Annotated in this window: 20 protein-coding genes; 13 read left to right on the forward strand and 7 right to left on the reverse strand. The window is 63.5% G+C overall.

Annotated elements, in window-relative coordinates; all coding sequences use genetic code 11:
- Positions 1-65: 65 nt before the first annotated feature.
- Positions 66-296 (forward strand): CDGSH iron-sulfur domain-containing protein, encoded by a 231-nt coding sequence (locus tag A6723_RS31270; RefSeq protein ID WP_233299086.1) that lies wholly within the window; start codon positions 66-68, stop codon positions 294-296.
- 48 nt (positions 297-344) lie between these two features.
- On the opposite strand, the gene A6723_RS14075 is transcribed toward A6723_RS31270, so the two are convergent.
- On the reverse strand, positions 345-2,060 hold the full coding sequence (locus A6723_RS14075; RefSeq protein ID WP_054907382.1) for a radical SAM protein: 1,716 nt from the start codon (positions 2,058-2,060) through the stop codon (positions 345-347).
- Positions 2,061-2,454: 394 nt separating this feature from the next.
- Between A6723_RS14075 and A6723_RS14080 the strand changes: the two genes are divergently transcribed.
- Positions 2,455-2,772, forward strand: coding sequence for a YqfO family protein (locus tag A6723_RS14080; protein ID WP_024762990.1), 318 nt, complete (start codon positions 2,455-2,457; stop codon positions 2,770-2,772).
- Positions 2,773-2,819: 47 nt separating this feature from the next.
- On the opposite strand, the gene A6723_RS14085 is transcribed toward A6723_RS14080, so the two are convergent.
- Entirely contained in the window at positions 2,820-3,320 is a 501-nt protein-coding gene (locus tag A6723_RS14085; RefSeq protein WP_024762991.1) for a murein L,D-transpeptidase family protein, read from the reverse strand.
- Positions 3,321-3,370: 50 nt separating this feature from the next.
- A complete protein-coding gene (locus tag A6723_RS14090; RefSeq protein ID WP_054907383.1) occupies positions 3,371-3,925 on the reverse strand; it encodes an NUDIX hydrolase in 555 nt (184 codons plus the stop codon).
- A 135-nt stretch (positions 3,926-4,060) separates the two neighbouring features.
- On the opposite strand from A6723_RS14090, the gene A6723_RS14095 reads away from it, so the two are divergent.
- The 5 genes from A6723_RS14095 (at position 4,061) to A6723_RS14115 (ending at position 7,391) form a co-directional block, all read left to right on the forward strand.
- Positions 4,061-4,657 (forward strand): CoA pyrophosphatase, encoded by a 597-nt coding sequence (locus A6723_RS14095; RefSeq protein ID WP_017522246.1) that lies wholly within the window; start codon positions 4,061-4,063, stop codon positions 4,655-4,657.
- Positions 4,658-4,697: 40 nt separating this feature from the next.
- Positions 4,698-5,225: a gamma carbonic anhydrase family protein gene (locus A6723_RS14100; protein WP_054907384.1), complete on the forward strand. Its 528-nt coding sequence runs from the start codon at positions 4,698-4,700 to the stop codon at positions 5,223-5,225.
- On the forward strand, positions 5,218-5,406 hold the full coding sequence (locus A6723_RS14105) for a DUF1289 domain-containing protein (protein WP_054907385.1): 189 nt from the start codon (positions 5,218-5,220) through the stop codon (positions 5,404-5,406). The genes A6723_RS14100 and A6723_RS14105 overlap by 8 nt, the downstream gene beginning before the upstream one ends.
- A gap of 66 nt (positions 5,407-5,472) precedes the next feature.
- Positions 5,473-6,654, forward strand: coding sequence for a formate-dependent phosphoribosylglycinamide formyltransferase (gene purT / locus A6723_RS14110; RefSeq protein WP_054907386.1), 1,182 nt, complete (start codon positions 5,473-5,475; stop codon positions 6,652-6,654).
- On the forward strand, positions 6,651-7,391 hold the full coding sequence (locus A6723_RS14115) for an SGNH/GDSL hydrolase family protein (protein WP_054907387.1): 741 nt from the start codon (positions 6,651-6,653) through the stop codon (positions 7,389-7,391). The genes purT and A6723_RS14115 overlap by 4 nt, the downstream gene beginning before the upstream one ends.
- Before the next feature lie 27 nt (positions 7,392-7,418).
- Here the strand turns inward: A6723_RS14115 and A6723_RS14120 are convergent, their stop codons facing one another.
- The 3 genes from A6723_RS14120 to A6723_RS14130 all read right to left on the reverse strand — a co-directional run bounded on the left by A6723_RS14120 (position 7,419) and on the right by A6723_RS14130 (position 11,154).
- Positions 7,419-8,732 (reverse strand): MFS transporter, encoded by a 1,314-nt coding sequence (locus tag A6723_RS14120; protein WP_054907388.1) that lies wholly within the window; start codon positions 8,730-8,732, stop codon positions 7,419-7,421.
- 286 nt (positions 8,733-9,018) lie between these two features.
- Positions 9,019-10,311: an HlyC/CorC family transporter gene (locus A6723_RS14125; RefSeq protein WP_024766879.1), complete on the reverse strand. Its 1,293-nt coding sequence runs from the start codon at positions 10,309-10,311 to the stop codon at positions 9,019-9,021.
- A 42-nt stretch (positions 10,312-10,353) separates the two neighbouring features.
- Entirely contained in the window at positions 10,354-11,154 is an 801-nt protein-coding gene (locus A6723_RS14130; protein WP_054907389.1) for an inner membrane protein YpjD, read from the reverse strand.
- A 220-nt stretch (positions 11,155-11,374) separates the two neighbouring features.
- Here A6723_RS14130 and ffh point away from each other — a divergent pair, with 220 nt between their 5' ends.
- The 6 genes from ffh (at position 11,375) to A6723_RS14160 (ending at position 15,422) form a co-directional block, all read left to right on the forward strand.
- The gene (gene ffh / locus A6723_RS14135; protein ID WP_054907390.1) at positions 11,375-12,748 is read left to right on the forward strand and encodes a signal recognition particle protein; all 1,374 of its coding nucleotides are present in this window, start codon (positions 11,375-11,377) and stop codon (positions 12,746-12,748) included.
- Between the two features lie 144 nt (positions 12,749-12,892).
- Positions 12,893-13,141: a 30S ribosomal protein S16 gene (rpsP, locus tag A6723_RS14140; RefSeq protein WP_054907391.1), complete on the forward strand. Its 249-nt coding sequence runs from the start codon at positions 12,893-12,895 to the stop codon at positions 13,139-13,141.
- A 5-nt stretch (positions 13,142-13,146) separates the two neighbouring features.
- Positions 13,147-13,683: a ribosome maturation factor RimM gene (gene rimM / locus A6723_RS14145; RefSeq protein ID WP_054907392.1), complete on the forward strand. Its 537-nt coding sequence runs from the start codon at positions 13,147-13,149 to the stop codon at positions 13,681-13,683.
- Between the two features lie 26 nt (positions 13,684-13,709).
- Positions 13,710-14,453, forward strand: a complete 744-nt coding sequence (gene trmD / locus A6723_RS14150) for a tRNA (guanosine(37)-N1)-methyltransferase TrmD (RefSeq protein ID WP_024766884.1) — start codon at positions 13,710-13,712, stop codon at positions 14,451-14,453.
- 43 nt (positions 14,454-14,496) lie between these two features.
- Positions 14,497-14,847, forward strand: a complete 351-nt coding sequence (gene rplS, locus A6723_RS14155) for a 50S ribosomal protein L19 (protein WP_017522234.1) — start codon at positions 14,497-14,499, stop codon at positions 14,845-14,847.
- A gap of 161 nt (positions 14,848-15,008) precedes the next feature.
- Complete coding sequence (locus A6723_RS14160) at positions 15,009-15,422, forward strand: acyl-CoA thioesterase (RefSeq protein ID WP_054907394.1); 414 nt, start codon at positions 15,009-15,011, stop codon at positions 15,420-15,422.
- Positions 15,423-15,564: 142 nt separating this feature from the next.
- Here A6723_RS14160 and A6723_RS14165 read toward each other — a convergent pair whose 3' ends face one another.
- Complete coding sequence (locus A6723_RS14165; RefSeq protein ID WP_054907395.1) at positions 15,565-16,242, reverse strand: hypothetical protein; 678 nt, start codon at positions 16,240-16,242, stop codon at positions 15,565-15,567.
- Positions 16,243-16,277: the final 35 nt, after the last annotated feature.

The raw sequence follows: 16,277 nt of genomic DNA on the forward strand, positions 1-16,277 counted from the left end.
TGACGAAAAAGGGGAAAGCTTCGGCTTTCCCCTTTTTCTTTGCCTGTTCATTGATGGAGGCTGCCTTGGCTGACGACCCCGTCCTTCCCGAAGTTCGCCCGGTAACGTCGGGACAGGTGCTGCGCCTGTGTCGCTGCGGACATTGCGCGAGTCTGCCGGATGCTGCCGAGCAATGCCCGGATGCGCTGGAACTCACGGTGAAGCGCGAGCGCTACCTGCTGCTCTGCCGCTGCGGCCGGTCTGCCGAACTACCCTACTGCGATGGCCAGCATTCAAGGCGCCGGGAGCTTCGCTAGCGGCGCAGAATGGCTGAAGATCGGTGGCGAGTGGCCTGTGCCAACGGATCAACTCATCAGGTCCGCAGTGGTGGTCTGGCTGTTCCTGGCTTCAATCACTTTGCTCAGGTCGGGGAAGTGACGGGGCATCTTGTGCACCGCGTCGGCGCCGAGCTTGTCGTAGACCAGCATGGCGTGATCCCGGTAGTTGGCCAGGAATACCGCATAAGGGTTGAAGCGCCGCAAGAACGGCTGGGCCGCGCGGAAGACCGCTTGTACTTCGTCCCTATTCATACCGCTGACCGTTTCATGGTGCCAGCGCCCGCCCAGGGGCGTGGGACGGGCCATCCAGGCGCGGGTAACGCCGAAGCGTTCCTGCTCTTTATGGATGGGGGAGCCAGGCTCCAGCGAGAAGGTGCCGCGGTGAATCGAGTAGATGTAGTCGCGGTTGCGGTCCAGGAAGCGCAGCGTGTTGTGGAATTCTTCCTCGGTTTCGGTTGGGAAACCGCAGATCATGTAGACGTGGTTGGCAATCCCCGCGGCGTGGGCATTGCGCAACACCTGTTCGACATCTTCGATTTTCGTGCCCTTGTCCATCAGGTCGAGAATGCGTTGTGTGCCGCTTTCCAGGCCCCAGAGCAGGTACTTGCAGCCGGAGCGCGCCATCTTGGCGAGAATCTCGGGGGTGAAGGTGCGGTTGGGCTTGCTCAGGGCGTAGTAGGAAATATCCAGGCCAGACTCGATGATGGCATCCGCCAACTTGGCAAAATGGCCGGGAGCGATCATTTCATCGACGAACGAGAAGTGCCGGATGCCCTTTTCGACAAAGCCTCGGAGCATGTCGATGACCATTTCCAGGCCATGCAGGCGATAAGTCAGCCCGGCGGACATGTAATGCACGCAGAAAGTACAGCGGCGCCAGTAACAGCCGCGTGACAGCAGCAAAGGGATGACGGGAGTGGGGGAGTAATAGCGGTCAAGCGTCAGGTCGCCGAAGTCCGGCTTGCCGTAGGCGTCGATATCGCGACGGTACTCGGAGGTATTGCGCTTGACCTCGCCGTTTTCGAAGAATACTGCGCCAGGGACGTTTTCCGCCGAGCCACTTTGCAGGAGGAGTTGCTTGAGTGGCTCTTCGCCGTCGCCGTCGATGATGACGTCTGCCGAATGGGGGTACCAGCGGAGGAAGTCTTCGGCGCCCGCGGTGAAACAGCTGCCGCCAAAGAAGACCTTGCGCCCGGTGACTTGCCGCACCAGGCGTCCGAACGCCGCACCGATGGGCAGTTGCTGGCTGAAGATCATGGAGAAGCCATAGCAGTCAGCCTGCTCCTTGATAATGAGGTCGAAGGCTTCTGAGAGCAGCGGAGTGAGGTGGGCGCCCTGGTGCAGGTCATCGGCCTCGCGCCCGAGTATTTCGCTCATCATGTGCGTGAGGGTGAGCAGCAATTCACCGTATTGATCGTAGGCGGCCGGGTCGCCGTAGAAGTCCTTCACCGATTTGCCACGGAAGAAGTCTGGCGTTTCCAGCAGTGCAGCGAGGCTGCTGGGGCTTGTCCCGGGTATCTGCAGGAATCCGCTGCGCAACATCTCGAACAATCGTTCGTAGCACCACAGGTTCAGGTCCAGCACCTTCACGTCCCAATTGGGCAGTTCCCGCTCGATGTAGCCCTTGAGCATCGGAGCACCCAGCGGCGGCGAGGTGGGGGTGGTCATCGGTGGGTAGATCAGTAGAAGTTTCTGGCGGCGTGTGGAGCCGTCGGGGTTGGAGCGGGCGATGAGGTCGTTCATGGCGCAGTACCGTGCGAGTGGGAAGAACCCTGCAGTTATCGCCTCATCCCACGGCGGATGCTGTGACCAGAGCACCCAAAAAATCTCTTAGAGATTTGCCTTACGCAGTAAGAAGAATTTTCGCTCGATAAACCTCATCAAATGCTCAGCGATCCGGGTCGGTTGTGTGGAATCGTCTGACGGCTCGTGCTTTCGGATTCGGCAGCGCGGAGCTCGAAGTCGGTCACAGATTTCATACAAAGGGCTTCCCCGACGAACCAGCAGGGAACCGGACGGTCGAACTTGGACGACGACTTGTCGGTCGCAAGAGGCAAAGTGCCACTATTTGTGGCAGCATTTGTCACCCGTGGCGCGCCTTGCCACGGTCGTGTCCCCGTTTCGGTCGGAGTCTCCGATGTACAAACTGTGTTTCTACGTTCCGGAAAGCCATCTGGAATCGGTCAAGAAAGCGGTGTTCGCCGCCGGTGCAGGACGCATCGGTGCCTATGACAGCTGTAGCTGGCAGGCACTCGGACAGGGACAGTTCCGCCCCTTGCAGGGCAGCAACCCGTTCATCGGTCAGGCCGGCAGCATCGAGCAGGTCGCCGAATGGAAGGTGGAGATGGTGGTCGCCGACGAGTTGATCCACGACTCGGTCAAGGCCCTCAAGCAGGCCCATCCCTATGAGACGCCGGCCTTCGAGGTCTGGCGGCTGTCGGACATGGTGTTCTGAACCATACGAAAAAGGCGCCCGCGGGCGCCTTTTTCATGCTGCTGCCCTTACGGGCGAATCTCGATCAGCGTGCCGTCCTTGACCAGGCTCCAGACCTCGCGCATGTCGGCATTGGTCATGGCGATGCAGCCGTTGGTCCAGTCCAGGGTCGAGAAGTACCACTCGGGGTATTCGTCATCCATCGGGGTGCCGTGGATCATGATCATGCCGCCCGGCTGCAGGCTCTTCTCCCGCGCCTTGGCCACGTCGCGCGCGTTGGGGTAGGAGATGTGCATGGAGAGGTTGTACTTGTCGCTGGTCTTGCGCCAGTCGACCCAGTAGAAACCCTCCGGCGTGCGGTTGTCGCCCTCGGCCAGCTTCGGCCCCTGCGGGCGCTTGCCCAGGGACACGCGGTAGCTCTTGAGCACCTTGCCATTGCTCATGAGGTGCAGTTTGCGCTCGGACTTGAGCACGAGAATCTTGTCGATGTGACCGTCGAGCGTGGGCGTCGCGTTGGCATGCGAGAACGCTGCGAAGGTCAGACAAAGTACGGCAATCAACCAGCGCATCGAGTGGTGTTCCCCGGTAGTTCCTAAAGCCTTAGAGGCGGTAAATGAGCTTATAAGTTCTTTTTCTGTGCAAGCATTGGGAGAATCCCTTCATTGCGTATCGGGAAGTTCTGAATGATCCGATCCGCCAGGAAATATTCTAAGGTACGGCCCACGGTGGGGAAAGCCAGCTCACCCCACGGAATGTCGGATTCTTCGAAGAGCTGCACTTCCAGGCTTTCGTCGCCGGCACAGAAGTCGAGATCGGTGAGTTCGGCGCGGAAGAAGATATAAACCTGGCTGATATGCGGCAGATCAAAGACCGTATAAAGCTGCAGGTCGTGGACGCGGGCGTTGGCTTCTTCGAGCGTTTCGCGGGCGGCGGCCTGCTCCAGGGTTTCGCCGTTCTCCATGAAGCCCGCCGGTAGCGTCCAGTACCCTCGGCGCGGTTCGATGGCGCGGCGACAGAGAAGCATTTTCCCCTCCCAGACCGGCAGGCAGCCGGCAACGATGCGCGGGTTCTGGTAATGCACGGTCTGGCACTGGTCGCAGATGAAGCGCGGGCGGTTGTCGCCGCTGGGGATGCGCAGGCTCACGCTGGCGCCGCACTGGCTGCAGAATTTCATGCCGCTTCCTTGTTATTGAATGGGGCAATCTTGCGCGCTGCGCGGTGCACCCAGCAAGGGGCGGGGGTTGGGCAGGGGCGTCTTTCGTGCCATGATCCTTCAATTAGAAGAATCGGCCCCCGCAGGATGTTCGGCATGCTGGACCAGCTGCGCCAACGCATACAGACGCACACCCCAAGCGACCTTGAAACGGACCACAGCTTTCCCGAGGCGGCGGTCCTGCTCCCCATCACTCCCCAGGAAGAGCTCGTGCTCACCCTGCGCGCGACCGGGCTTTCGACCCATAGCGGCGAGGTGGCCTTCCCCGGCGGACGCCGTGATCCGGAGGACGTCGACCTGATCCATACCGCCCTGCGCGAGGCGCAGGAGGAAATCGCCCTGCCGCCGGGGCTGGTGGAGGTCGTTGGTCCTTTGAGCACCCTGGTCTCGCGGCACGGTATCCTGGTCAAGCCATTCGTCGGCTTCGTCCCCGATTTCGTGGAGTACCGTCCCAACGACGGCGAGATCGACGCGGTGTTCAAGGTGCCGCTGGAATTCTTCCGTGGCGACCCGCGGGAAACCACCCATCGTATCGATTACTTCGGCCGCAGCTGGTACGTCCCGAGCTACCTGTTCGAGGGCTACAAGATCTGGGGCCTGTCCGCGATCATGCTGGTCGAACTGCTGAACCTGCTGTATGACGCCCGTATCGACCTGCACCAGCCGCCATCGAAGTTCATCAAGCTGAGCTGAGACCCGATAATAAAGAGCGGCCACCGCCTGAGGAGAAACCATGAAGTACCGCCTGGGCTCGTCCCGAGTCGAAACCCATCCGGAAAGCTGGATCGCCCCCAACGCCACGGTGGTCGGCAAGGTGCGCCTCGACGCCGGCGCCAGCGTCTGGTTCAACGCCGTGCTGCGTGGCGACAACGAGCTGATCCACATCGGCGAGCACAGTAACGTGCAGGACGGCACCGTCATGCACACCGACATGGGCTTCCCGCTGACCCTGGGCAAGGGCGTGACCATCGGCCACAACGCCATGCTGCACGGCTGCCAGGTAGGCGACTACAGCCTCGTCGGCATCAACGCGGTGATCCTCAACGGCGCGAAGATCGGCAAGTACTGCATCATCGGCGCCAACGCGCTGATCCCCGAGGGCAAGGAAATCCCCGACGGCTCCCTGGTCATGGGCTCCCCCGGCAAGGTGGTGCGCGAGCTGACCGAGCCGCAGAAGAAGATGCTCGAAGCCAGCGCCGCCCACTACGTGCATAACGCCCAGCGCTACGCCCGCGACCTGGCCGAGCAGGAAGATGACTGAAGAACGTCCTGTCGCCTCGCCCTGCGTGCACGTCTGCGCGCTGGACGATGCCGACATCTGCCTGGGTTGCCAGCGCAGCGCCGCCGAAATCATCCGCTGGGGCCTGATGGACAATGCCGAGCGCCGCGAGGTACTCCAGCGTTGCGAACAGCGCGCCCGCGAGCTGGGCGTGCTGGCCTAGCGCATCGAGCGCTAGCCGCTTACGAGCAATTTCGTTTCGAATTTTCCCTTCCCGAGGTTTCCCGCAATGCCCCGTATTGGAACTCCCCTGTCGCCGAGCGCGACCCGCGTACTGCTCTGTGGCTCCGGCGAGCTGGGCAAGGAAGTGGCGATCGAGCTGCAGCGCCTGGGCTGCGAAGTCATCGCCGTCGACCGCTACGCGAACGCGCCGGCCATGCAGGTCGCGCATCGCAGCCATGTGATCAGCATGCTCGACGGCGTCGCCCTGCGCGCGGTGATCGAGCAGGAGAAGCCGCACTACATCGTGCCGGAAATCGAAGCCATCGCCACTGCGACCCTGGTCGAGCTGGAGAGCGAAGGCTACACGGTCATCCCCACCGCCCGTGCCGCACAGCTGACCATGAACCGCGAGGGTATCCGCCGACTGGCCGCCGAAGAGCTGGGCCTGCCGACCTCGCCCTACCACTTCGCCGACACCTACGAGGACTACGCCGCTGGCGTTGCCGCCGTGGGCTACCCGTGCGTCGTGAAGCCGATCATGAGTTCCTCCGGCAAGGGCCAGAGCGTGCTCAAGTCCGACGCCGACCTGAAGACTGCCTGGGACTACGCCCAGGAAGGCGGCCGCGCCGGCAAGGGCCGGGTGATCGTCGAGGGCTTCATCGACTTCGACTACGAGATCACCCTGCTCACCGTGCGCCACATCGGCGGCACTACCTTCTGCGCGCCCATCGGCCACCGCCAGGTGAAGGGCGACTACCACGAGTCCTGGCAGCCGCAGGCGATGAGCCCGAAGGCGCTGGCCGAGTCCGAGCGCGTGGCCAAGGCGGTCACCGAAGCGCTGGGCGGCCGCGGTCTGTTCGGTGTGGAGCTGTTCGTCAAAGGTGACGAGGTGTGGTTCAGCGAAGTTTCGCCGCGCCCGCACGACACCGGCCTGGTCACGCTGATTTCCCAGGACCTCTCCGAGTTCGCCCTGCATGCCCGTGCAATCCTGGGCTTGCCGATTCCGGTGATCCGCCAGTTGGGCGATTCCGCTTCGGCGGTGATCCTGGTGGAAGGCAAGTCGCAGCAGGTTTCCTTCGGTAACCTCGGCGCCGCGCTGAGCGAGCCGGACACCGCGCTGCGCCTGTTCGGCAAGCCGGAGGTGGATGGCCAGCGCCGCATGGGCGTAGCCCTGGCGCGCGACGAGTCGATCGACGCTGCCCGCGCCAAGGCCACCCGTTCGGCCCAGGCGGTCAAAGTCGAGCTGTGAGCCGCTGGGCGGGGCTGATGTGGTGGGCGGCGGCATTGCCGCTGTTGCCTCTGGCCCTGCCCATGGCCGTGCGTACCAGGCGCACGGCCTTGCGCCTGGCTCCCGCCGCGGGCGTCTGCGAAGGCGTTGCGGGCGCAGAGTTTCCGGGCGAACCCTTTCGTCTTCTCCTGCTGGGTGAATCCACGGTCGCCGGCGTTGGTGCGTCCTGCCTGGACTTTGCGCTGGCCGGACGGCTGGCGTTGGCGCTATCGAGCCACCTGGAGCGTCCTGTTGCCTGGCGTGCGGTCGGGGAGAACGGCATTACTGCCGCAGAGGCCTGCGAGCGCCTGCTGCCGGTGGCGACTGATCGGGATTACGAGCTGGTGGCGCTGGTCTTCGGCGTCAACGACACCACGCATTTCAGTTCCGGCCAGCGTTGGCTGGGGGCTCTTGAGCAACTGATCGCGCATTTCCGTGGTCGCGGCGCACGGGTCGTCTGCACGGCGGTGCCGCCATTGCAGCATTTCACGGCGTTACCCTGGTTGTTGCGCCGGCTGCTCGGCTGGCGCGCAGCGCTGCTGGATCGTCAGCTCAGCAGCCTGGTGCTGGCGCAGGGGGCGGGGTATTGCGGCGTCAGCCTGGAGATGCAGCCGCAATTCCTCGCCATCGATGGCTATCACCCGTCGGCGCTGGGTTATCAGGTCTGGGGTGAACACCTGGCCCAATGGCTGGTTTCCCAGGATCGAACCCTTCTGTAGGAGCAAGCTCGCTCCTACAGGCAAGTCTCAGCGGATATCGTTCAGGTCGTCCCCGCGCGTCTCGCGCAGGCACAGCACCGCCAGCAGGCTGAGTGCCGCCGCAACCGACACATAGCCGCCCACCCAGCTCAGGCCACCCATGCCCACCAGCTTCTGCGCGATGTACGGCGCCACTGAGGCACCAAGAATGCCGCCCAGGTTGTAGGCCGCCGAGGCGCCGGTGTAGCGCACGTGGGTGGGGAACAGCTCCGGCAGCAGCGCGCCCATGGGGGCGAAAGTCACGCCCATGAGGAACAGTTCCAGCGACAGGAAGACCGCCACTTCCACCGATGAGCCCTGGCTCAGCAGTGGTTCCATGGCGAAGCCCGAGGCGATGGCGGCGATGCAGCCGACGATCAGCACCGGCTTGCGCCCGAAGTGGTCGCTCAGCCAGGCGGAAACCGGTGTTGCTGCCGCCATGAAGAGCACCGCGATGCACAGCAGGCCGAGGAAGTCTTCACGACTGTAGCCCAGGGTGCTGACGCCATAGCTCAGCGAGAACACCGTGGAGATATAGAAGAGGGCGTAGCACACCACCATCGCCAGGGCGCCCAGCAGGGTGGGCCGCCAGTGCTTGGCGAACAGCTCGGCGATCGGCAGGCTGGAACGCTCGTGGCGCTCCATGGCCTTGGCGAACACCGGGGTTTCGACCAGTTTGAGGCGGACGTAGAGGCCGACGATGACCAGCACCGCGCTGAGCACGAACGGGATGCGCCAGCCCCAGGCGCGGAACTGCTCTTCGCTCAGCAGCATGGCGAGGCAGAGGAACAGGCCGTTGGCAGCCAGGAAGCCGATGGATGGGCCCATCTGCGGGAACATGCCGAACCAGGCCCGACGGCCCTTGGGCGCGTTCTCCGTGGCCAGCAGCGCGGCGCCGCCCCATTCGCCACCCAGCCCAAGGCCCTGGCCGAAGCGCAGTACGCAAAGCAGGATCGGCGCCCACGCGCCAATGCTGTCGTAGCCCGGCAGCAGGCCGATCAGGGTGGTGGAGATGCCCATCAGCAGCAGGGAGGCCACCAGGGTCGACTTGCGCCCGATGCGGTCGCCGAAGTGGCCGAACAGTGCTGAGCCCAGCGGGCGAGCGAGGAAGGCGATGCCGAAGGTAATGAAGGCGCTGAGCGCCTGGGCGGTACCGGAGGTCTGCGGGAAGAACACCGGGCCGATCACCAGCGCGGCGGCGGTGGCGTAGACGTAGAAGTCGTAGAACTCGATGGCGGTGCCGATGAAGCTGGCGACCGCGACGCGGGTGGTGGAGTTGGTCTGTGCGGCCGGTTGTGCGGCTTCGAGGGTGGCGCTGGTCATACGGGGAATATCCCTGGCAGTCAGGCGCGGCGACGACTCTGGCGGTCGTGTCCGACGTTTCTTGAGGCATCGCCATGGCGCGAGTGCGAGCGCGGCCCGGTGTCGGGGCAGGGTGGGCGCGGCTCGCGGCGGGTCGGGGCGAGGCCGGCTGCTTCGCAAGGCAACGACGCAGGGTCGAAGCTCGGCGGGGCGTGCGATTGACTGGCCGGCGCTGCGTCGCGGGTAACGGCGGGCGTCGGCGGGAGGCTGGGTAAGCCGCCTGGATTATAGGGGCGGGCGGGGCGGCTCAGGCAAGCTCGTCGGCGTAAGGCTCTCTTGGCGGAGCGCCAGGCAGCCACGCGCGCACACTTTTCACCCGGTTTTCGCCCGACTGGAGGATTTCCAGGCGGTAGCGGCCGATCTTCAGGCACACGGCGCAGTCGGGAATCTGTTCCAGCGCTTCGGTGACCAGGCCGTTGAGGGTCTTGGGCCCGTCACTGGGCAGTTGCCAGCCGAGCGCGCGGTTGACGTCCCGCAGGTTGGCCGAGCCGTCGATGACATAGGTGCCGTCGGCCTGGGGGTGGATATCCGGGTTGCGCAGGGTGTTCTGGTTGCTGAACTCGCCGACGATTTCTTCCAGGATGTCTTCCAGGGTGATGATGCCGATCACCTCGCCGTATTCGTCGACGACGATGCCGATGCGGCGCTTCTGCTTCTGGAAGTTCACCAGCTGGGTCGACAGCGGCGTGCTCTCGGGCACGAAGTAGGGCTCCAGGCAGGCGGCCTTGAGGCTGTCCTTGGTCAACTGGTTATGGGTCAGCAGACGGGCGATCTGGCGCATGTGCACCACGCCTTCGACCTGGTTGATGTCGTTGCGGAACACCGGCAGCCGGGTATGGGTGGTGTTGCGCAGCTGGCCGATGATGGTTTCCAGCTCGTCGTCCAGGTCGATGCCCTGGACTTCGTTGCGCGGCACCATCAGGTCGTTCACCGTGATCTTTTCCAGGTCGAGGATGCTCAGCAGCATGTCCTGGCGGTTATGGGTGAGCTTTTCGCTGGAGTCGGTGACCACGCTGCGCAGTTCGTCGTTGCTCAGCGGCTTGCCGCCTCGCTGGGTCGGGTCGAGGCCGCCCAGGCGCAGCAGGAGATTGCTGATGCCGGTCATCAGCCAGAGCAGCGGGCTGAACAGCTTCTGCATCCAGATCAGCGGCAGGCTGGCGGGGAAGGCCACGCGCTCGGGGCGCAGGGCGGCGTAGGTCTTGGGCGTGATCTCGCCGAAGATCAGCAGGATCAGCGTCAGCGCCACGGTGGCGATGGCCACGCCCGCTTCGCCCCAGAGACGCAGGGCCAGCAGGGTCGCCAGGGACGAGGCGATGATGTTGACGAAGTTGTTGCCGATCAGGATGGTGCCCAGCAGCCGGTCGGTGCGCAGCAGCAGCCAACTGGTGCGGCGCGCCCCGCGGTTGCCCTGCTTGGACAGGTGGCGCAGACGGTAGCGGTCGAGGCTGAGCATGCCGGTCTCGACGCTAGAGAAGAACGCCGAGCAGAGGATCAGGAAGACCAGCAGGCCGATCAGGTAGCCGGGGTGGATCTCTTCCATGCGCGCATATCCTTCAGCGGCGCTCAGGCGCCGCCGTTAGCCTCAGATGTGCAGGATGAATTCCTTGACCAGCTTGCTGCCGAAGTAGGCCAGCATCAGCAGGCAGAAACCCGCGAGGGTCCAGCGGATCGCCTTGTGGCCGCGCCAGCCGAGCTGGTGGCGGCCCCACAGCAGCACGCCGAACACCACCCAGGCGAAGCAGGACAGGATGGTCTTGTGCGCCAGGTGCTGGGCGAACAGGTTGTCGACGAACAGCCAGCCGGAGATCAGCGACAGCGAGAGCAGCGACCAGCCGCCCCAGAGGAAGCCGAACAGCAGGCTTTCCATGGTCTGCAGCGGCGGGAAGTTGCGGATCAGGCCCGACGGGTGCTTGTGCTTGAGCTGATGGTCCTGGACCAGTAGCAGCAGCGCCTGGACCACAGCGATGGTCAGCAGGCCGTAGGCCAGGATCGACAGCAGGATGTGGGCGAGGATGCCGGGTTGCTCGTTGATCGGCTCGATGGTGCCGTGGGGCATCAGCAAGGCCAGCAGGGTGGTCAGCGCGCCGAGTGGGTAAAGGAAGAGCAGCAGGTTCTGCACCGGGATGCGCAGGCAGGCCAGCAGGGTCAGGGCGGTGACCGCGGCGGAGATCAGGCTGGCGGCGTTGAAGAAGTCCAGCGCCAGGCCTGCAGGCGTCAGCAGCTCCTGGCTCAGGCTGTAGGCCTGGCAGAGCAGGGCGATGAGGCCCAGCAGGAGGAGCAGCGGTTTTTGCGGCGGGGTGCGGCGGGCCAGGCTTGCGCCCTGGTAGACGGTTGTGCCGATATAAAGGACGGCGGCGATCAGGCTGGGCAGCAGAGGTTGCATAAGTCCTTGGAACAGTCCTTCGACGGGGGACCCGAAAGGTGGTGAGTTTGGCACAGATCGCCCGCGCCTAGAAAGCCGCTGAGAACAGTTCGCTTCTGGCCTGCGAAGCGCTCCGTCACATCGGGATCATCGGCGGTGTTGGCGCTGGCCGCACTTCGCTATAATCGGCGGCTTGCTGACAAGCCAAACCCAGGCCCGACCGGGCTGATTAGGAACGCGCATGTTCGAAAACCTTACAGATCGCCTCTCGCAAACGCTGCGCCACGTCACTGGCAAGGCCAAGCTGACCGAGGACAACATCAAGGACACGCTCCGCGAAGTGCGGATGGCCCTGCTGGAGGCCGACGTGGCCCTGCCGGTGGTCAAGGACTTCGTCGCCAAGATCAAGGATCGCGCGGTCGGCACCGAAGTTTCCAAGAGCCTGACCCCGGGCCAGGCCTTCGTGAAGATCGTCCAGGCCGAACTGGTCGAGCTGATGGGCGCGGCCAACGAGGACCTCGACCTCAACGCCGCTCCGCCGGCGGTCATCCTGATGGCCGGCCTGCAGGGCGCGGGCAAGACCACTACCGCCGGCAAGCTGGCGCGCTTCCTCAAGGAGCGCAAGAAGAAGTCGGTACTGGTGGTGTCCGCCGACGTCTACCGCCCGGCGGCGATCAAACAGCTGGAAACCCTGGCCAGCGACATCGGCGTGACCTTCTTCCCGTCCGATACCAGCCAGAAGCCGGTAGCGATCGCCGAAGCAGCGATCCGCGAAGCCAAGCTGAAGTTCATCGACGTGGTCATCGTCGACACCGCCGGCCGTCTGCACATCGACGCCGACATGATGGACGAGATCAAGCAGGTCCATGCGGCGATCAAGCCGGTTGAAACCCTGTTCGTGGTCGACGCCATGACCGGCCAGGACGCCGCCAACACCGCCAAGGCCTTCAATGATGCGCTGCCGCTGACCGGCGTGGTGCTGACCAAGGTCGACGGTGACGCCCGTGGCGGTGCCGCGCTGTCCGTGCGCGCCATCACCGGCAAGCCGATCAAGTTCCTCGGCATGGGCGAGAAGAGCGAAGCGCTCGATCCGTTCCACCCCGACCGCGTGGCCTCGCGCATCCTCGGCATGGGCGACGTGCTCAGCCTGATCGAGCAGGCCGAGCAGAGCATGGACCGCGAGAAGGCCGAGAAGCTCGCGAAGAAGATCAAGAAGGGCAAGGGCTTCGACCTGGAAGACTTCCGCGATCAGCTGCAGCAGATGAAGAACATGGGCGGCCTGGGCAGCCTGATGGACAAGCTGCCGATGCTCGGCGGCGTCAACCTGTCGCAGATGGGCAACGCGCAGAACGCGGCGGAGAAGCAGTTCAAGCAGATGGAGGCGATCATCAACTCCATGACACCCGCCGAGCGCCGTGATCCGGAAGTGATCAGCGGCTCGCGCAAGCGCCGCATCGCCATGGGTTCGGGTACCCAGGTGCAGGACGTTGGTCGCCTCATCAAGCAGCACAAGCAGATGCAGAAGATGATGAAGAAGGTCACCGCCAAGGGCGGCATGGCCAAGATGATGCGCGGCATGGGGAGCATGTTCCCCGGCGGCATGCCCAAGATGTAAGCCCAGACGGCTCGCCGCCCGGCGGGCCGGACGCGCTGCGGCTTGCGGCGCGGGGTTTTAGCTCATAGAATATGCGGCCTTTCGGGCTATGTGCCCGAGGGCTGCATTTCTTTTTTGCAAGCAAACCATAGGAACAACGTACGCATGGTAACCATTCGTCTGGCTCGTGGCGGCTCCAAGAAGCGCCCGTTCTATCACCTGACCGTGACCAACAGCCGCAACGCTCGTGACGGCCGTTTCGTCGAGCGCGTCGGCTTCTTCAACCCTGTCGCCACTGGTGCTGAGCTCAAGCTCTCGGTCAACCAGGAGCGTCTGAACTACTGGCTGAGCCAAGGCGCTCAACCGTCTGAGCGTGTTGCTCAGCTGATCAAGGAAGCCGCCAAGGCTGCCTGAGATCGATGAACACGAATCCTGCTCCCGCCGAGGAGATGGTAGTTCTCGGCAAGATCGTATCGGTGCACGGTATTCGTGGTGAGGTGAAGGTGTATTCCTTTACCGATCCGTTGGACAACCTGCTGGACTACCGTCGCTGGACGCTCAAGCGTGGCAACGAGGTTCGACAGGCTGAACTGGTCCAAGGTCGCGTGCAGGGCAATGTCCTGGTCGCGAAGCTGAAGGGACTGGATGATCGCGAGATCGCCCGCACCTTCGCCGAATTCGAAATCCTGGTTCCGCGCAGCGAGCTGCCGGTGCTGGACGATGGCGAGTTCTACTGGAGCCAGTTGGAAGGTCTCAAGGTGATTGACCAGAACGGGCAACTGTTCGGGATTCTCGACCACTTGCTGGAGACCGGCGCCAACGATGTGATGGTAGTCAAGCCCTGCGCAGGCAGCCTGGACGACCGCGAACGCCTGCTTCCGTATACGGATCAGTGCGTACAGGCGGTGGACCTGGAAGCCGGTGAGATTCGGGTGGACTGGGACGCGGACTTCTAACCCATGTGGATGAGAGCCCTCAGCCGATGTGGATAGGAGTAATCAGCATCTTTCCGGAGATGTTTCGCGCCATCAGCGACTATGGCATCACGAGTCGCGCGGTCAAGCAGGAGCTGATTCAGCTTCAGTGCTTCAACCCGCGAAGCAACACCGAGGACCGTCACCAGACGGTGGACGACCGGCCTTTCGGTGGTGGTCCCGGCATGGTGATGAAAATCAAGCCGCTCGAAGGCGCACTGGGCGATGCCCGGCAAGCCGCAGGCGGACCGGTGAAGGTGATCTACCTCTCGCCGCAAGGTCGCAAGCTGACGCAGGCGGCCGTGAAAGAACTGGCGAACGAGGAACGTCTGATCCTGATCGCCGGGCGTTACGAAGGCATCGACGAGCGCTTCATTGAAGAGCATGTCGATGAGGAATGGTCAGTCGGCGATTATGTCCTGTCCGGGGGTGAGCTTCCGGCCATGGTGCTGATTGACGCGGTCACGCGATTGTTGCCCGGTGCATTGGGCCACGTGGACTCCGCCGAGGAGGACTCCTTCACGGATGGCCTGCTCGACTGTCCGCACTACACCCGACCCGAGGTGTACGCAGACAAACGTGTTCCGGAGGTGCTGCTCAGCGGCAACCACGAACACATCCGGCGCTGGCGTTTACAGCAGTCCTTAGGCAGGACCTGGGAACGACGTGCCGATCTTCTGGATTGCCGCTCGCTTTCTGGAGAAGAGAAAAAGCTGCTGGAGGAATACATCCGCCAGCGGAACGATAGTTAACGTATCGATGGCGAGCGCCGAGCGCTTGTCTTAGGAGCACGAAATGACCAACAAGATCATTCAGCAGATCGAAGCTGAACAGATGAGCAAAGAGATTCCGGCGTTCGCCCCCGGCGACACCGTAATCGTCCAGGTTAAAGTGAAGGAAGGCGACCGTCAGCGTCTGCAGGCCTTCGAAGGCGTTGTCATCGGCAAGCGTAACCGCGGCCTGAACAGTGCTTTCACCGTTCGCAAGATCTCCAACGGCGTTGGCGTAGAGCGTACCTTCCAGACCTACAGCCCGCTGGTTGACAGCATCTCCGTCAAGCGTCGCGGCGACGTGCGCAAGGCCAAGCTGTACTACCTCCGCGAACTGTCCGGCAAGGCAGCACGCATCAAGGAAAAACTGGCCTAATTCGCCGGTTGTTCCCGAAAAAAGCAGCCCACGGGCTGCTTTTTTCTTGCCTGTAGTTTTTCGCCGTTCAATCCGGCGTCCGATCTGCCCCCGGCAGCGCATTAGAAGTACAAGACCCCGCAGCACCGGCAGCCACCCTCATTGCATCAGGTAGCAGTGGCATGAGCCCCAGAGAGCAAGAAATCCTCCGTCGTACCGAGTTATCCGAAACCCGCGTGACCAAGGCGGTTTTCCCGCCCACCACCAACCACCACAACACCCTGTTCGGCGGTACCGCGCTGGCCTGGATGGATGAGGTCTCGTTCATCGCCGCGACCCGCTTCTGCCGCCTGCCGCTGGTGACCGTGTCGACCGATCGCATCGACTTCAAGCACCCGATCGCCGCCGGTTCCATCGTCGAATTGATCGGCCGGGTGGTGAAGGTCGGCAATACCAGCCTCAAGGTCGAGGTCGAGGTCTTCGTCGAGAGCATGTCCGCCGATGGCCGCGAGAAGGCTATCCACGGGCTGTTCAGCTTCGTCGCCATCGACGATGAGAAGCGCCCGGTGCCGGTCCTGTCCGGCTTCGAGGCCTGAAATGAAAGAAGGCGCCCACGGGCGCCTTCTTGCTTCATGCCTGTCCGCTTTCTGTCGAAGCGAGCTTGCGCGCGAAGCTTTTCACCGGCCAATTCGGCGCTGGGTTGTTCGCGAGCAGGCTCGCTCCTACAAGGAGAACGCGTCAGTGGCGCAGGCTGATCTTCAGCGAGGCCTGGGACAGGTCGATGTTCTGCAGGCTCAGGCTGCCCATGCTCTGGGTCTTCGGCGCACCGGCGACGCGGATGTTGTCGAAGCGCACCTCGCCGATGGAGCTGGGCAGGCGCACGTTGATCGAGCCATCGGCATTCAGGCTGGAGGAGGCGTGCAGCGTGTCGTACTGGACATCGTGCAGAGAGGTTTCGGCGTCGAGGCTGTCCACGACTGGCATTACCAGGCGCGACAGTTGCTTGATGGCGCCAACGCCATCGCCGCTTTCGGCGCTGACCAGCAGGCTCTGCAGGGTGTCATCGAAACCCTGGGCACTGACGTCGCTCATCTCGCGGTCGCTCAGTGGCTTCAAGCCCTTGGGCGCCTCATGGCGGGTGATGCTCGTCGATGCCTGGCGCTGCACATCGGCGCTGGCCAGCTGGAATGGGCTGAGCAGCGCGGCGACCAGGGTCGCGGCCAAGCGCAGGTTGTTCTGCTTCTTCAGCGCACGGCCGAGCTGGCGTTCGCTGATCCAGCCCTGCTGGATCAGGGTTTCGCCCAGGCGCAGGCCGTTGGTGAGCTGGAGCTGGATGGCCTTGTCCAGCTGTTGGGAGGTAATCAGGCCCTTGCTGACAAGGATCTGGCCGAGACGAGAGTTCTGTTGACTGGGCATGGCGTGGGCTTCGTGGGGCGCAATGATGGCGTGGT

It is taken from the genome of Pseudomonas sp. AU11447 (assembly GCF_001672555.2).
Classification (GTDB): Bacteria; Pseudomonadota; Gammaproteobacteria; order Pseudomonadales; family Pseudomonadaceae; genus Pseudomonas; species Pseudomonas nitroreducens.

Bases quoted from the DNA above. Each gene is read 5' to 3' on its own strand.
- ffh (WP_054907390.1), top strand. From the start codon at position 11,375: ATGTTCGAAAACCTTACAGATCGCCTCTCGCAAACGCTGCGCCACGTC.
- A6723_RS14080 (WP_024762990.1), top strand. From the start codon at position 2,455: ATGTACAAACTGTGTTTCTACGTTCCGGAAAGCCATCTGGAATCGGTC.
- A6723_RS14125 (WP_024766879.1), bottom strand. From the start codon at position 10,311: ATGGAAGAGATCCACCCCGGCTACCTGATCGGCCTGCTGGTCTTCCTG.
- A6723_RS14120 (WP_054907388.1), bottom strand. From the start codon at position 8,732: ATGACCAGCGCCACCCTCGAAGCCGCACAACCGGCCGCACAGACCAAC.
- A6723_RS14085 (WP_024762991.1), bottom strand. From the start codon at position 3,320: ATGCGCTGGTTGATTGCCGTACTTTGTCTGACCTTCGCAGCGTTCTCG.
- rimM (WP_054907392.1), top strand. From the start codon at position 13,147: ATGAACACGAATCCTGCTCCCGCCGAGGAGATGGTAGTTCTCGGCAAG.
- A6723_RS14095 (WP_017522246.1), top strand. From the start codon at position 4,061: ATGCTGGACCAGCTGCGCCAACGCATACAGACGCACACCCCAAGCGAC.
- A6723_RS14075 (WP_054907382.1), bottom strand. From the start codon at position 2,060: ATGAACGACCTCATCGCCCGCTCCAACCCCGACGGCTCCACACGCCGC.
- A6723_RS14160 (WP_054907394.1), top strand. From the start codon at position 15,009: ATGAGCCCCAGAGAGCAAGAAATCCTCCGTCGTACCGAGTTATCCGAA.
- A6723_RS14130 (WP_054907389.1), bottom strand. From the start codon at position 11,154: ATGCAACCTCTGCTGCCCAGCCTGATCGCCGCCGTCCTTTATATCGGC.
- A6723_RS14105 (WP_054907385.1), top strand. From the start codon at position 5,218: ATGACTGAAGAACGTCCTGTCGCCTCGCCCTGCGTGCACGTCTGCGCG.
- rpsP (WP_054907391.1), top strand. From the start codon at position 12,893: ATGGTAACCATTCGTCTGGCTCGTGGCGGCTCCAAGAAGCGCCCGTTC.
- A6723_RS14100 (WP_054907384.1), top strand. From the start codon at position 4,698: ATGAAGTACCGCCTGGGCTCGTCCCGAGTCGAAACCCATCCGGAAAGC.
- A6723_RS14090 (WP_054907383.1), bottom strand. From the start codon at position 3,925: ATGAAATTCTGCAGCCAGTGCGGCGCCAGCGTGAGCCTGCGCATCCCC.
- purT (WP_054907386.1), top strand. From the start codon at position 5,473: ATGCCCCGTATTGGAACTCCCCTGTCGCCGAGCGCGACCCGCGTACTG.
- trmD (WP_024766884.1), top strand. From the start codon at position 13,710: ATGTGGATAGGAGTAATCAGCATCTTTCCGGAGATGTTTCGCGCCATC.
- A6723_RS14165 (WP_054907395.1), bottom strand. From the start codon at position 16,242: ATGCCCAGTCAACAGAACTCTCGTCTCGGCCAGATCCTTGTCAGCAAG.
- rplS (WP_017522234.1), top strand. From the start codon at position 14,497: ATGACCAACAAGATCATTCAGCAGATCGAAGCTGAACAGATGAGCAAA.